Raw genomic sequence first — 15,256 nt, 5'->3', positions numbered from 1 at the left:
ACGGAGACGCTCCATTCAGGTCGTTATCGTCGAATGGGCTAGCTATGTGCACTGCGATACCTCCGGTTACTTTTTCGGTCTGAACAGCAACATCTTACCGTCGTGCGGGGTGGTGAAGTAGCCCTTGCGACTTGACGCGGAGGAAACGACTGTAGTGCCGTCCCCCTGGCCCCAGACAAGGGTTGTCGCGCCCTTGACCTTTACGCCCAGGTTGTTTGCCACAAGCTGCGCAAGCGGATTATCGCCTTTTCCAGCCTCGCATACGTTCATCCATACCGGTTGGCCCTTCCAGTTCGGGTCGGCACGGATCAGCTTCGCGAGTTCCGCAGCATACAAATCCTCTCTTCCGAAATATGCCTTGAGGCTGCTTCCATGCATGTCCAACATGTAATATCCCTGTACCGGCTTGGCAACCTTGGCCAACGCCAGAGATTTCGGATCTCCATCGTAGTAGGCGCGACCCCCAGCAATATCTACGCCGCCGTCGTAGACCCGTTGCAAGTATTTGGGTAAAGGCGGATGTGAGGTACTAGGATCGGTCGTCTGCTCGTCGTTGTCACGGCGGCCCTGTTGTTCGTCTCGCCGAGGCCCATCGTCCTCCGCCTGCTTCTGGCGTGGGCGCGGTTCCAGCTCTTCAGTACCTGTTTCCCCGCGGCGAGTGCCTGCTGACGATTCCTCGCGGCCAGCGCTTTCTCTGCCGAGTGTGAAGCTCTTATCGACGGGAGACTGCCGCGGTTCGGAGGCACGTGCTTCGCGCTGATCGAGCGCGGCCGCCTCGGCGAACATCTTATTGATCTTGGCAAGCTGTTCCGGCGTTGTCTCGACATAGGGCTTGTAGATCGTATTGTGGTTGATATCAGCCGCGATCGACGCTCGCTGAGTCGTCAACTGGAGTTCGTATGTGTGTGGGATACCGTCGATATCGATACGGACAACCAAAGGGATTACCCGATATTCTGGGTTACGTCCCTTGGGGGTGGCGTACATATTCTCGATCTCGAGAATCCGACTGTGCTCACCCACTCCGAAATGCTCTTGGATTCGTTCGAGTAGTATCGCGAGATCGTGCGTATTTTTGACGGTGATTCGAGCGCCGACGGCATCGATCACGTCGCCGACCTGATAGTTGGGTCGAGGTGGTCGGTTCTCTCCGCCTTCCACCATTCGCTGGACCTTGTCGATGATCCCGTCGCCGGACTTGGTGCGCAGGCTCGTGCGCGCTCCGTCGACAACTTCGGTCAGCCGAGCAAGTTCGGCCTTTACTGCTGGCTGAACGTCAGTGAACAGGCGACGGGCGTACTCGGCGACCTGCGCCCGTTCGGCGGTGGTCGGATGTGCTCCGACCTGTCGGGCGGGGTCGATGGCTTTGGCCTCGGCGACGAGCGCGTCCAGCCGCGTCTGCCCGTCGGGTAGGTGGTTGACCTCGGGTGCCAATTCCTCGAACAATGAGCCATGTCCGGGATTCTCGGCAAGGTACTCAGCCAGTGAACGATTGCCCAGGGCCTCGCCGTCTGCTAGCTCTGCCAGTATCTTCAGCGTCGAATCACGTCGGCTCGGGTCCAACAGCGCGCGAGTCAGGTCGAGCGGATGCGCCGAATCTTCGACCAGATCGCGCACAACCTTTGCGATCTCGGGATGGTTCGGAAGTGCTTCGTCGATGAGCGCATGAACCGGATTTACTGGTTCCGCTCCGCGGTGAGCAATCTCGGGGTTGCTCTCCGGTGCAGTCTGTTCGTGGAGACTCTCGTCCTGAACGACGACTGCTCTCTGCTCTTCATGAGCGCCGGGCGCGAGCTTTTCGTCCGGAGCGCGTTGCGGTGTCTGTTCGCGAGGCGCCTCGTTCGTATGGGCCGTCGGGGTTTCAGCCCGGCTTCCCGGCTGGGTATCTGCTGGCGCTGTTTCGACTGTCTCCGGTTTGTAGCCGGGGAGGATTTCGTGTTGTTCGAGGCCGAATTGTTCTGTGACCCAACTGAAGTCGCGGTTGTTCTCGGTGAGCCATTCGTGGTATTTGGTCCAGAGTTCTGGGTTTTTCTCGACCCATTTGGCGAAGCTGGTGTCTTTGGGTGGCCAGCGTTCGCTGAGTCCTTCTGGGATGTGTTGGCCGAGTTCGAGTTCCTTGTTGATTCGGAGGGTGTCGAGGAGGGCGTGAACGCGGCGTTCGATCGGTTCTTGTTCGACGCGGAAGACTTCGTATGCGGTGTGGGTGAGTTTGTTGGCTCGCCAGGCGGCGTCGGTGGGGAATTGGACTTCGAATTCGCGGCCTGTTGCCGATTTGAGAGTGGCGTTGATGTTGATGTAGCGGTTGTTTTCTTGCCAGAAGTTTTTGACGTCGACTATCTCGTATCCGCGTTCGCGGAGGGTGTTGAGGGTGTGTTCGAGTGCGGGAGTGTATCGCGTGCCTTCGGGGAGTTGGATCGAGTAGCGGACGATGTCGTTGGTTCGTTCGAGGAAGCTCTCGACCGTTTCGACGGTGTGGGTTTGTTTGTCGACGGTGCGGTCGGTGTAGTACTTGCGTTCGAGTGATTCGGCGGATTTGACGCGGTGATCTTCGCCGAGGGTCTTCAGCGGTTCGTGTTGGAGGTTGAGGTCGTTGTTGACCTGGTTGAGCGTGTCGTGCAGGTCGGTGAGGATCTGGTCGGCGTCGGGTCTGGCCTGACGGACGGCTTCGGCGATCTGCTCTCGGTCGTGGGTGGCCAGGTCGACGGTGACCTTGTCCGCGGGCTTGGCCGCGTATACGGGCGCATGCTCCGAACCCAACAGATCACCTGGCAAGAGACTGCGTTGCTCCGCAGCCCGAAACAGTGCTATCTCGTCCCATGTTTCGGCAACGCGCCCGGGCCTGTAGGCGACATCGCCATGCTCGCCGCCGACACGCAATGTGCCATCAGCAAGTTCGCGAATCTCGACGCGTAACGGGTTGCGCTCGCGCCGGCTTTGATCCCACTCGTGTGCCCAATCGGCCAATCGCTCCGAGGGCGAGTGCAGTGCGATCGGTACTTCCTCGATGCCCGCCATACGCGCCGCAGTCAGACGACGGTTGTCGAGACTGACGACTCGTCCGTCTTCGTACAGCACAGCGTGTGCTGGACCGCCTCGCCATCCGGTTTCCGCCATGCGGTTCGCGAGCTCCTCGATGGGAATTCCATCCGAGGTTTCGCGGCTCACGCTGCGCTGGGTGAAGCGGACTTCCTCCGTGGGAACCATCTTGGTGACGGGTAGCGCTTGTTCGACGCCATGCCGTATGTCCAGGGGCACCTCTTCGAGATCACGGAACCCGAGATCCTCCAGCGAAGCTGGCCGATACTCTTCAATCGGCCCTGCCTGATGCTCTAGAGATTCCCTTTGGTGAAGGGGATTCGGAGTTTCCTCCTCGATGCGTCTGGCAAGCTCTGGGTCGTGTTCGCGGAGTAGCCGTTGTTGCGACTCCTTGGTCGCCGGATCCCGCATCCCGAGTTCGTCCAGCACCTCGGCGATTTCGTTACGCAGCCTGGTGTGCTCGTCGGTCCGGGTCTTGTCCTGCAGAGCCCTGTCGAGTTGGGCGTCCAGTACTTTCAGCTCCGCGAATCGACCACCCAGGTGGGTTGTCATCTGTGCCGGAGTCTCGGAGATCGGGTCTCGCAGGATCGCCGGATCCTGCTCCAACCGGATCTCGGCGACCTCGTGCGCCACTGCGCGGGCGACGTCTTCGGTGCGCGCACGTTCGGAGACGGTTACTTCGTAGGCGGGCTTCTGTTTCGAGCCCTCCGGGCCGTGTGCTTCGGTTTCCTCGCGCCGGGTGAACTTCGCCACTGTGCCGGGATCGGACTCGCCGACTCGGACGTGGATCTCCGTGCCATCCTCGAGGACGAATCGGGAGCCTTCTGCATCCCACACCGCGTCCTCGGGCTTGACCGCGGCGAGATTCTCCTCGATTTCGCGAGTCAATTCGGGGTGAGTGAGGTTGGGTTCGTTCGGTGGTCGGGCATCGCCACGGAAGCTGCCGAGATCGGATGCGTTGCCGCCACGGCTGGAATCCGGGCGAGCGGGCTGCGTGTCGTTCGGCCGGGCGGCTTCGATCGGTTCGGGGACCGGGAACACGCCTCCGGTGGGATCCGCGGGTTCGGCCTGGCGCCGGTTTTCCGGAAGGTCCGCACGGCCGTTCGGATTCCGTTCCGCCACAGGTGTGCTCGACCCGGGGCGTGTGGGCGGAGTCTCGCCGGTACGGCCTGGCTGGCCTTCCGGCATCCGCTCCGGACGGGGTATGGGAGCGTCCGCAGACGGGCGATGGGGCGCGACGGGCGTTTCGGCGGGTGTCCGGGTGCCCACATCGGCGGGGGGCCGATTGGGTGCCGCGGGTTCAGCCGCGTTGCGGTCTGGGGGAGCGGCAGGTTCTTCGGTTGCACGCTGCACCGGTGTCGCGGGATCGCGCGCCGGCGTCACCGGCTCGTGGGCCGGGGCCGCAGGGGTGTGCCGAGGCGCCGCAGGTTCGACGGGCGCGCGGGTAATCTGCGGTGCGTCGCTGTGGATCTCCGCTCCGGGCCTGGCGGCTTCCGTCTTGCCCGGCTCACCGTGATTCTGTGTTACCTCGCCCGGGCGAGCTGTTTCGGAAGGAGTTCGCTCGGGCGCTACTTCCTGCACAACGCTTTCGCGGCCAGTGACCTTCGATTCCGGTCCACGGACCGGCACGGGCTTTTCACTCGCACCTGCTGCGACCGGCGAGCGCTCCGCATTGGCTGTAGCCGCGGCATTCCGGGCCCCGCTTTCCGCGGGTTGTGGTCGATTCTGTGCGGCGTCCCGGCTTTGCGCGTTATCGGTCGATGATGCTGCGCGGCCGGTGTTGTCAGCGGAGCGACCAGTGTTATCGGCGGCTCGCGTGTTCTCTGCCGTTGCCGCCGGACCGCCGCGCCCGCCTTCGGCCGCACCCGCGTTCGCGACTTTCGGCTCCTGGCCGACCCCGATAACGCTTGCGCCGCTGTGCTGTGCACCGTTCTGGTCCACGCCGATGTGCTGCCCGACTTCGGACTTGCCAGCTCCCGCCTCCACGAGCGACCCATGCTGCCCGCTTCGATCGCCGTGACTGGCGTTGATCTCCGGTGTTGCCGCGGCGGCACGCGAATTCTCGCCCAGCGCATTGCTCTTCGGCGCCCCGCTGGATTCCGGTGCGGCGGTGCGCGAGCTGCCATCGTGCGGAGTCATGCCATGGCGTGCACCACCCAGCCCACCCATACCCAAACCGCCGAGTGCGAGTTGGTAGTGGAACTTCTTGTCGACGTCGTTCCAATTGCCTTTGTCGTAGTACTGGTTACCGAGTCCCGCCGCGTACATGCCCCCGCCGCCGGCCAGACCGCCGAGGCCGCCAGCCAGGGTCTCGCCGAACAACTTGGCCGCTGCCGGGCCCTTGCCTGCGACCTGTTTCTCGAGCATGGACGGGATCAGCTTCCCCAGCCCGGCACTGAGCAGACCGTGCACCGGCGCACCGACCGCGCCGCCCGCACCCCATTCCAGCGCAGTTTGGAAGGTCCGCTTCAGGTCGTAACCATTGTCCCGATTGCCTTCCAGCATTTGGACGCCCTGAATCGCGGCATCCATACCCGCGCCGATCGCAGCGCCACCCCCCGCGCCGATAGCTCCCAGCGCCGGATACTTGATAATGGCCGGCGCCTTGTTGATCGCCCCCAGCCCCTTGGCGACCGGCACCCCGATATTCCGAACGAGCGGGGCGGCCATCTTTTTCGCGGCATTGCGCGCCATGATCAACCCGATGCGTTCGGCCGCCGCGGACGCGAACTTTGCCAGTGTTGTCCGCGCCGCGACCAGATAGGCCGGAGCCAGGGCGCTCCCCGCAGCCGAGTACATCAGCGAAAGCACACCCCACAGGGTCAGCAGCGCGAAGATCTCTTCCTGGATCTTCGTGTACTCGATTTCGGTTGCCGCCGAGCGGGCATCGGCTCCCAGCGATTCCAGGCTCGCGACCAATGTCGGAATGGAGTACTCGCTCTCACCGAGGAGAGTCGCCAACTCCTTGACCGCCGCCGCGCCGCCATCTCCGACGTAGTACTGCGAGAGTTTGTTGTTGGCAGCCCGCAGTTCGGGTTCGAGGTTCTTGAGGTCGGACGCCGCCTGCTTCCACGCGTCACCGAGCGCGAAAAGCTGATCCTGATCGCCCTTGGGGTAAGCCGCACCCCAATTGAGCCACTGCATGAGCCAGCCCGGGAGAAAATCACCGGCTGCGGTCAACCCCGACATCGATTACCGAACCGTGTCGTTCACCACTCGGGTGCCGAGATACTCGAACGCTGGCGAGCCTGCGGATCATGCTCGTATTCTTCGACATTCGTGAACTGCGGACCGTCGTCCTCTGCGGCGTCCAGTCGGCGCTCACGCGCATCGGGGGGTGCTGTGGAGACCTTCGGCGGCGTCGGCAGCATCGCTTTGATGTCGGGCATCTCGGGAAAGAATTCCGTGATCGTCGGGATCTGTGCTTGCTCCCGCTCCAACTCCTCCATGATCTGCGCGGCCTGCTGCTGAACCTGTGCCGCGGCATCCTGGGTGGCGGTAGTGACCGCGGTGGCGATTTCTGCGTAGGTGAGATCGTCCACGGCATCGGAGAATTCGGTCTTGATCACGATGCAGTCCGCATTGACAGTGATCGTGACGCGCCGGCCGGCCGCATGTGCGGTGGCCGTCAGCCGAGCGCGTTGTTCTTGCGCCCTCGCGACGGCGGTCATGCCGCCCTTTACCATCTCGATCAGGTCCGCAAGCTGTGCCTTCGCATGCTCGTTCACCATTGCTGTGTCCTGCTCTCCCCGTGCGCGACCCGAATTCCGACGGTTCCAGGGTCAGAACTGAGTGCCGCTGTCTCGGTCCGTCGTGTCGAGCGAAGTGGCGGCGCCGCTCAGCGTGGTAGAGCACCCGTCGATGTGAGAAACCTTGGACTTCAGAGAATCCACGAGTTTCGGCTCACGCGTCTCGTAGCCGTTCTGTCCCTGGGAGAAGTTGTGCCCGTGCTCGTCATCTCCCCAACAGCCGTTACCGGCTTGAACTGCCGCCTCAAGTGTCGTCAGAATGCTAGCGACTTCAGTGGAGATGCCTTTGAGACTGCTTGCTACATCGCGCAAACCAGCCACATCTACCTTCAGTTCTGGTGCCATGTCAACCCCCCGAGTTCGCGACTATCGGCCTGGAGAAACCCATACTCCCCGCTGATCATATACAGGGCACGTCTGGGTCGCGACCGCGTCATCTGGGCGAAGGTAATGGTTCGAAGTCACTTCACCACTCCTGCCAGCATCAACTGGTAATAGCCGCCACCGATATCAGGCACGTTGCGGCCCAGCGCATTCAACAGATGCGCGCGACTCACATACCCGCCCTCCGCAGCGAGTACCAGCGTCTCGAGCGCTGCTCGGTCGGCGTTGCCGATCAACTGTGCGATCACATCGACCGTGTCCGCTGTACTCCAGATCCCGGGCAGCGCCGCCCGCAAGGCTTCGGCCGCAGGCGATTCCCCTCGCCGCCACTCATCCGAATCCCACCAGTAGCAGAATGACAGCAGTCCGCTATCGGCGCGAGGATTCAATACCGGCGCGGCAACCCAGTCCGGAGCCCCACGATAGAGCTCCGGCAGTGGTGCCTGGTCGTTGTAGAAGGCATCTAATTCCGGTGCGTTCCATATTCCGCCCGACAGCACGGCACGACCGGCCGGCAATCGATGCAGGGAACATCCACTGTGACCTGATCCTTCGAACCAGCCCAAAGCCGTTGTAACTCGCGGCCCCCATGGCGAATTCATCGCTACGAATGCGGCAGATACGACCGCCCAGCGTGCCCAGAGCACGGGAAGCGCTGGTAACACGCCGCTGTCACGAACAGCATGGATCCCCGCGTCGGCCTCGGTCAGCGACCGGGCGAATGCATCGGCCGGTGTGCGAACCTGAACTCCCTCGTTACCGATGTACGCCGCGAGCCAGACCGGTAGCCGACGGCGCGGATACGTCTCCAGATCGGCGCGATAGGCGTGCGCCGGAAACAGGTGCTCACCAGGGAAAGGTTCAGCGCCGAAATCGTATTCGACCTGGACTCCATCACCTTCGGTCACCGCGGCCAGGAACCGCCACCATGGCCCATCGGCCGACCGCGCCGAAAGCTGCCGATGCTCCCGTAGCGCCGCGAGTAGTGCGGTCGACGGGCGAGCCAGCGCCGCCTGCTGTCCGCTCGATAGGACCATTTGTGCTGCCTCATCGGTAACTGTCATCGCGATCGCGACATCCAGACGCTCCCAACCGGGCGCGAGCAATGCGGTCAACTCGGCGGTGATCACCGACATCGGATCATTATCCAAGCGAGCCTTGGGCGTCGCAGCGATCGTCTCGCCGAGACCGAGCGTGAATCCGATGTCCGGGGACTCGGCGCTCGCGTCAGGGTTGAAGGGTCCCACGCTCATCCTTGATCGCCCGGATGACCGCCGCGACACAGACATTGATCGTGGTGATCAACTGTTTCGAATCGGCTGGAACCGCCATGTAAGGCGGCTCGCGGCGAATCACATAGCGCCCGTCGTCCTCGAGATCACGCCACTGGAGACTGTGCGAGACCATCCCCTTCGGACCGAACTTGGAGTGTCCTTGGCGGACCTCGATTGTGCCGAGGCACATCGGAGTTATCGCGAGAAACCTCTTCGAACGCACCGATGTCGAGTCCGCGAAGATGTCGTCGATGATCAAGCGGTCGAACTGTGGTTCAACAGTGGTGGTTTCGCGGGGATCGGTCAGGGGAGTGTTGCCTTGGCGGCCTGCTTCCACCTGAGGCAGAGCCGCGGTCACTTCGTCGGCCAAGCGCACGGGATCGCACTCCCGGACCGTGAATCCGGCACTATGCGAGTAGGTTTCGCCAGGCAGCTGCTCGATCAACAGGCCGCGGTCGCCCCGTCGCAAAGCGATCATCCGGATCCGTCCGTCGGCTCGCCACTCGTCGCGTCCATCGACTCCGGTGACGATCATCCGCAGGTCGGGCTGTTTGATAACGTCCGCCAGCGCGTCCACGGAGTAGTCCCACCTACTGCGCAGACGCTCCGCCATCTCGCGCTTCTCGCGAAAGTAGTCGTCTCGGAGCGGGGTACGACTGGTGAAGATCAAGGGGGCGGGCAAGTCTTCGCCGGTGATCATCTCCCAGAGCACGGTGAACTCGAGGTCGCCGAATCGCCAGTGTCTGCTCATGAGCGATCCGCCACTGGGAGGACGGCGTTGGGAGCAGCCTCGAAGACCTCTTCGAGATTCTCGTTCGATTTGAGGTACTCGGCTCGCTTCGCTTCCTTGCCCGCGCCTTGCCCAGCAGAACCTGCCCCAGTCATCGGCATGCCCGACATGGGTGTGCTTGTGGTGCCGGTCGACGTGGTCGCCAAGCCAGCTCTGGATGTGGTTGCCGCGACCTCGGTTTCGGCGCTCGCGCTCGTTTGCGCACTGGCGCGTGGGAACAACTTGCTCGACAGTTCCTTGGCCGAGGCCGCTGCGACACCCGCCCCGGAACCGCCACCCGAACCGCCGCCGGATCCGCCACTCCCGACGATGCCGGCACCTGCGGCCACACCCTCCAGGTTGGCCTTCTGTTCCTGCTGTTCGCCGCTACCCGTTCCGGTCCCCCCAGAGTTCTGTTTGAGCGAGGAGGACAGTGCCTCGATCCCCTTCTGTGCCACTGTGGAACCCTGCGTCGCCAAGGTGGATATCAGAGAGGCGCCCTGCGTGGCAACGGTGGATGCCAACGAGGCGAGGGTCGAAAGCGTGGTATCGCTGGTCGGCGAAGTGGGAGATGTCGGTGACGTGGGGGATGTCGGCGAGGTCGGTGATGTGGGGGATGTCGGTGAGGTAGGCGAGCCAGGGGTCGGAGTGGTCGGTATGCCGCTACCGTTCCCGGTGCCGTTTCCCGTTCCGCTCCCTGTCCCATTCCCTAGCCCATTCTGGCCTGGGACCCCCGCTGGGCTTCCGGGCTGCGGGTCGGGAAAATCATCGAACTTTAATATGGCTTTGTTGTACTCTTCAATTCCTTGTCTGACATAGATCATGTCGAATGAATAGCGATACTTTCGAACTAGAAGCTCAAGGCAGGCGTCAAATGAAGTTGCATATTTACGTTCACCATTATCGACGGCTTCAAACGAGGTTGGGCTGTTGGTGATAATCTGCGGCGGATGCTCGGTGGTAGGCATCGCCTTCTGTGTAGTGCTGAGAACGGCTGCAGCTTGGAATAGCTGAGTTGCGACATCGCCTAGTTTGTTTGCAAATTTCTTCGCTTCATCGACATACCTGCCAGCCGCTGACCCCGCATCGCTGGCGCCGCGTCCCGTCCATCCGTCCTTTATGAAGGTGTCCTCGGATACGGCCTTGCGGAATATATCCAATGACTGATTGAGTTGGTCTTGCATCCACAAGTAGTCGATAGCAAGTGACTCGACATTGGTATTTATTTCATTGCGCATCGCGGCGAAATGCTCCCAGAGAAGGCTCGCGGAATTCTCTGGTGTGACCGCTCGGTCATTATCGGGAACCGTTACTAGTGGGCCCTCGGCTCGGTATGACCCGTCGATATTTGTCGGGTAATGAGGTCCCGGTTGCCTGACTACAGGAACACTCGGATTATTGTTGATCGGATTAGGAAACTCTACATAGAGCCATTCTTCACCTGTGCCGACCGTCTTTCGGTGGTCGGCTATCTGCTGGTCGGTCACCCTGGTATCCAGGCTTGATGCGGATCGATTGATGGGAATGCTGGTGAAGGCTGCTGCGGAGCCATCTTCGGCACTCGAATACGTCTTTGCTGCCTCTTTGTACAGCCCGATAAAAAATTCTACTGTCTTTCGGTTCGATTCGATTATCCCGCGAGCGTCGTCTGCAATCCGCTGAAAACCATCTGCCCATTTTCTTCCCGACGCGATCGGATCATTCGGACCAGCGAAGTCGGTAGTATTTCCCTTGGTCTCATCGAGTTTATTTCTTACCGCTAACAAATGGCCGAGAAGGTCGTTGCATGCATTGATAGCCTTAGTGGCAGCGGCCGGATTGAAGCGCAAATCGTCGTTTGCGGCGAAACTGAGAAGGTTTCCTAATGACTCGACCACCGATATCCTCTCCCCGGCTGGATATTCTTTTCGACAACCATATTGCTACCCGTTGAGTCTCGGAAGGGTCGATTCTGCAACCTTGCGAAGCATTGCGAGGAGGTCGCTATCCGGCGCGAGAGTGATCTCACCAGGGTTGGCGACCAGTTCCTGAAACCAGGATATTCCATAGACCGCCCAGCCGTGTCGGATCCACAATTGCATCTCTGTATTGGAAGTCGATCCAACCTTGTGGGTGACTGTCTGGTAAGCCTCATCACCGAGGCCATCTATGCGACTGTAAACGGTGACTGGAACCAGTGACCCCAACTGATCGTCTCTGTCCGCCAGGTACCCTGCTTTGAATTCGGGGGCTGGATCGGATTGTTTGTATAGCTTGACGATCACTCTCAAATTTGTCACCGATTGTTGTCTGGCAGGAGATTCGCCAGGTGATCGGAACCGGATGGTGCAGCGCATCGTATCGAGGGCTGGATGCACGGACGCGGCGGGTGCAGGATTGCGGTAGAAGCCGGACGGGACCGACTCTGCCACGAACCCTGCCGCAACGAACGGAGTGAGGTCGGTTACCGTGCAGATGTCGTCGACGAAGTGATAACCACGCAGGTCCGCGACGGGGTTGGGATCGTCAACGGCTTTCGTACCTGCGGGACCAACAGGCTTGCCCACCGTCGAAAAAGCACCTGCCCACACCGCCGATGTCAGTAGGACAGCACCGAAAACCAATAGCCAGCGGCGGGTTCCGGAAGTGCTCGCTTTGGTCACCGGTACCTCGCCAAACCATCGCTGGCGAAGGCCGTCAATACCTGTCGCATCATGTCGTTGGAGACAGCGGTCGTGCTCGCGCCGAACGTCTGCCAAGTTGCTTCGAAGGTGAACCAGCCATCTCGAACTCGTAGTGCCGCGTGGGATCGATCATCGCTGTACACGATGTACGCTTCGTCCCCGAGCCCGGAGAGCTTCTCAACGGACTCCCCAGCGTCGCCGCTCACTCCCGATTGCTGGGTGGTTTCGAGTTGGGCCCGGAATACCGGGAGCGGATTGGACTGCTTGTGCAGGTCCGCGACGGTGCTGATCCTCGCACCGACCGCCGAAGAAGACATCAGGTCAACTTCGCAACTTGCACTGTCGATGGCTTCATGCCGAGAAACCGTGATCTGCATTCGGGAATTCGCACCATTGGCAAGCTGGAACCCTTGGGACGAGAGGCCGGCGAAATCACCTACCCGACAAGGAGTCTCGATGATTCGATGACCTCGGAGGTCTGCAGCCGTAGCTGTGTACAGGTTCTCACCCTCGACCGTGAATATCCGAGTGCCGAATACCAGCGTCGCCCATGTTAGTGAGGTGATCACTACCGCAACAACGACCCACGCTATTGCGCTGACCTGCCACTGACCAGGTAGTTGGCTCGTAGGCGCGGGTGGTGGGGGCAGGTCGGGCGCGGGCTGAATGTCCCATGCGGTGTGCGGCATGGTTCTTCGCGCGAACACCGCATCATCGTGCTGCTGATCCCCCGACCTGGACATAACCGGACCGTATCACGAAGCTGATACACCATCCTTGTGTGTGTGGTTCGGCCTACAACGCGCGAAGACGATCCCGCCGCTATCTCATTGGCGAGGACTCATGAGTATGTGATACTCCTACGCTAACGATCTGGGAGGGAGTTCGTCGATGGCCGATGAGGTGACGGGGGCAGTTGGCCCTGCTGGAGGGGGCTGGCAGACGGTTGATTCGGCGTCGCAATCCGGATCGATTCGCGTGCGAACCACCCCGCAGGGGATTCCCGTGGCCTTGAAGGTCGATCCGGCTGAGCTGCATCGAAATCCAGACGAGTTGGCTGGGGAGTTGCTGCGGTTGTGTCAGCGTGCTGCCGCCCGCGCCGGCCTCGCCCTCCGCAAGCAGTTGGAGGAGTCCGGGATGAGCGCTGAAGCGCTCGCCCGCACCGGTCTCCCCACCGAAGCCGATGTCGCTCAGCAAGAACTTGTCGAAGAGCAGGACTACGATACCGAGCCACAGAGCTGGTTGCGGACTGTGTGAGGAGGGGCTCTGTGGTTCAGTCGATGGATGAGCTCGAGGAGCGGGTTCGTAGACAGCTGTATCGGTTTCAGGATTTGGCTGATCATATGAAGGCGGTCCGGGGGCGGGAGACTTCGGAAGACGGGGCCGTTGTTGCCGAGGTGGATGGCAATGGGGCGCTTACGGATTTGCAGTTCAGCGCGGGGATTTCGCGGATGACGCCGGAGGAGTTCGAGCGGGCCGTGGTGACCACGGCGGCTGCTGCGGCTCGGGTGGCGTTCGAGCGGCGGGCGGCGCTGGTGAACCGGTTCAACGAGGAGATGGCCGGGTAGGGGCCGTTTTGTTCACGCAGGGTTGAGACTGCGTTTACGGTTTATCGTCTGGCACAACCTTTTTCAAGATTGTAGTGTTGTTCAAGATCGAGGCATGAGGGAGGGGAACCGTGCTCAAGGCGGATTACCTGTCAATCGCGAATTACGGGACCGAACACGGGGTTATCGCGGCGAACATCGCGGGGGCGGCGGCGGCCGACTCGGTGGGTGCGATGGCGCAGGCGGTGCCGGTGTTCGGGCTGATCGGGCAGGATTTCCTGGTGGCTTTCGGGCTGGCGCAGGCGAATTACCTGTCCTCGGCGGCCGAGATCGCGGCGGTGCACGCCAAGACGACCGTCGCGGCTTACTCGGCGGTGGGCGTGTACGAGGGCGCTGAGACCACGTCGGGCGTCAACCTCCTGAAATCCGTTCTGTCTTCGCTGTGACCGAAGCGGCCAATCAGACCGTCCTGGACGTGGTCCGGACCACGCCGGTGGGACCGTACCTGGACAAGCCGGTGTCGGAAGTGCTGAGCGGATTGAATCTGCCTCAGCTGCCTTCGCTTCCGACCATCAGCTTTCCGGACCTGTCCGGGATCAGCCTGCCGACCCTGCCGACGATCGACCTGTCGTCGCTGATCTCGCCATTGACTTCGCTGCTGTCCGCATTCGGCACCGCGGGAAGCAGTTTGGCGAGTGCGTTCGATCTGTCGAAGATCTTCACCGCGGTGTCGTCGGCGCTCACTTCGGCCACGGGAGCGAGTTCGGCGGCTTCCGCGACGGTGGACACCGGATTCGTCGGCCAGGGGGCGACGGCCGCAGACATTCAGAGCAAGCAGGTCGATGCCTACAACCCGATCGTCGGCGCCCAGGGCGATGCGCTCAAGGTGATCCTGGCCGATGCGGAACGTGCCGTGGCACAGGGGTATGCGCTGCTCAGCGCGCTGATCACCCGGACCATCGCGCAGATCAGCGGGGGCATGGCGCTGCTCGCCACCCCGGCCGGGGTGCCCTGGCTGATCGCCACCGTCACCGACGCGCTGACCGAGGGCGGCGTGATCGTCGCGCAGACCCGCGCCGACCTGGCGGTGCACACCGTCTCGGCGGTGCAGGCCGGTACGAAGATCGCGATCGCCGGCGCGCCGACCATCGCCGATATCGGCACGCTGGCCAGCGCTGCCTCGCAGGCGGTTACGCCGTACCTGAGCGCGGCGGGCACCGCGGCTACCAAGGTGGTCGAGAAGGGCGCTTCGGTGGCCTCCACCGGCACCACGCTCGCCAGCAGCGTGGGCTCGGCGGGCAAGGATCTGGTGAGCGCGCTGACCAAGGACACCAGCGGGACCAGCGGTGGTTCCGGTTCGGGATCCGGGTCCGGCAGCAATGGCGGCAGCGCCAAGCAGGAAGAGAAGACCGCCAGCGGCGGATCCGGCGGCTCGGGTGGGAGCGGCGGCGGTTCCGGCAGCGGCATTGTCGGCGGTCTGCCGAGCGCGGGGAGCGGCGCCGGTAGCCCGGCCAGCGGCGCGACCAGTGGCCGTATCGCGGCCAGTGAAGCCACGGCCGGCTCGGGCAGCCGTGGTGCGACCTCGGGTGCGCAAACCGCAAGGGCGGCAAGCACTCCCGGCATGATGTCGCCCGGCGCGGCGAACACCGGACGGGCCGGCGCCGCCGACGAGTCCGAAGCCGAGACCAAGGCCAACCTGGTCACCGGCGCACACGGCGACGAAGTGGTCGGCGTGATCGAAGGCGTCTCGATCCCCGTCGTCGGTGCGGTCGAGACCGTCGAAGAACCACCGGACAAAGCGCTCACGCTCTGACATATCAGGGGTAACAGGAGG

12 protein-coding genes are annotated in these 15,256 nt (G+C 62.3%); 4 read left to right on the top strand and 8 right to left on the bottom strand.

What is annotated here, in order from left to right; genetic code table 11:
• Positions 1-66: 66 nt before the first annotated feature.
• The 8 genes from NY1_RS13420 to NY1_RS42815 form a co-directional block, all read right to left on the bottom strand.
• Positions 67-6,225, bottom strand: coding sequence for a DUF8616 domain-containing protein (locus tag NY1_RS13420; RefSeq protein ID WP_067711935.1), 6,159 nt, complete (start codon positions 6,223-6,225; stop codon positions 67-69).
• A gap of 20 nt (positions 6,226-6,245) precedes the next feature.
• The gene (locus NY1_RS13415) at positions 6,246-6,767 is read right to left on the bottom strand and encodes a YbaB/EbfC family nucleoid-associated protein (RefSeq protein ID WP_067711932.1); all 522 of its coding nucleotides are present in this window, start codon (positions 6,765-6,767) and stop codon (positions 6,246-6,248) included.
• A gap of 51 nt (positions 6,768-6,818) precedes the next feature.
• Positions 6,819-7,130 (bottom strand): WXG100 family type VII secretion target, encoded by a 312-nt coding sequence (locus NY1_RS13410; protein ID WP_157762204.1) that lies wholly within the window; start codon positions 7,128-7,130, stop codon positions 6,819-6,821.
• A gap of 116 nt (positions 7,131-7,246) precedes the next feature.
• Positions 7,247-8,416, bottom strand: a complete 1,170-nt coding sequence (locus NY1_RS42830) for a hypothetical protein (RefSeq protein WP_157762203.1) — start codon at positions 8,414-8,416, stop codon at positions 7,247-7,249.
• The gene (locus NY1_RS13400; RefSeq protein WP_067711916.1) at positions 8,397-9,194 is read right to left on the bottom strand and encodes an ESX secretion-associated protein EspG; all 798 of its coding nucleotides are present in this window, start codon (positions 9,192-9,194) and stop codon (positions 8,397-8,399) included. Before NY1_RS13400 ends, NY1_RS42830 begins: the two co-directional genes overlap by 20 nt.
• Positions 9,191-11,089, bottom strand: coding sequence for a hypothetical protein (locus tag NY1_RS42825; RefSeq protein ID WP_157762202.1), 1,899 nt, complete (start codon positions 11,087-11,089; stop codon positions 9,191-9,193). Before NY1_RS42825 ends, NY1_RS13400 begins: the two co-directional genes overlap by 4 nt.
• Before the next feature lie 45 nt (positions 11,090-11,134).
• Positions 11,135-11,854, bottom strand: coding sequence for a hypothetical protein (locus tag NY1_RS42820; RefSeq protein WP_157762201.1), 720 nt, complete (start codon positions 11,852-11,854; stop codon positions 11,135-11,137).
• A complete protein-coding gene (locus NY1_RS42815; protein ID WP_157762200.1) occupies positions 11,851-12,618 on the bottom strand; it encodes a hypothetical protein in 768 nt (255 codons plus the stop codon). Before NY1_RS42815 ends, NY1_RS42820 begins: the two co-directional genes overlap by 4 nt.
• A 148-nt stretch (positions 12,619-12,766) precedes the next feature.
• Between NY1_RS42815 and NY1_RS13390 the strand changes: the two genes are divergently transcribed.
• From NY1_RS13390 to NY1_RS13375, 4 genes are all read left to right on the top strand, one after another.
• Positions 12,767-13,132, top strand: coding sequence for a hypothetical protein (locus NY1_RS13390; RefSeq protein WP_084534933.1), 366 nt, complete (start codon positions 12,767-12,769; stop codon positions 13,130-13,132).
• A gap of 23 nt (positions 13,133-13,155) precedes the next feature.
• On the top strand, positions 13,156-13,443 hold the full coding sequence (locus NY1_RS13385) for a YbaB/EbfC family nucleoid-associated protein (RefSeq protein ID WP_067712444.1): 288 nt from the start codon (positions 13,156-13,158) through the stop codon (positions 13,441-13,443).
• Positions 13,444-13,553: 110 nt separating this feature from the next.
• Positions 13,554-13,868, top strand: coding sequence for a type VII secretion target (locus NY1_RS13380; RefSeq protein ID WP_157762199.1), 315 nt, complete (start codon positions 13,554-13,556; stop codon positions 13,866-13,868).
• Complete coding sequence (locus NY1_RS13375) at positions 13,865-15,235, top strand: hypothetical protein (protein WP_067711910.1); 1,371 nt, start codon at positions 13,865-13,867, stop codon at positions 15,233-15,235. Before NY1_RS13380 ends, NY1_RS13375 begins: the two co-directional genes overlap by 4 nt.
• Positions 15,236-15,256: the final 21 nt, after the last annotated feature.

Source organism: Nocardia yamanashiensis NBRC 100130 (assembly GCF_001613325.1).
GTDB classification, from domain to species: domain Bacteria; phylum Actinomycetota; class Actinomycetes; order Mycobacteriales; family Mycobacteriaceae; genus Nocardia; species Nocardia yamanashiensis.
This window is presented reverse-complemented; position numbering and strand designations above follow the sequence as displayed.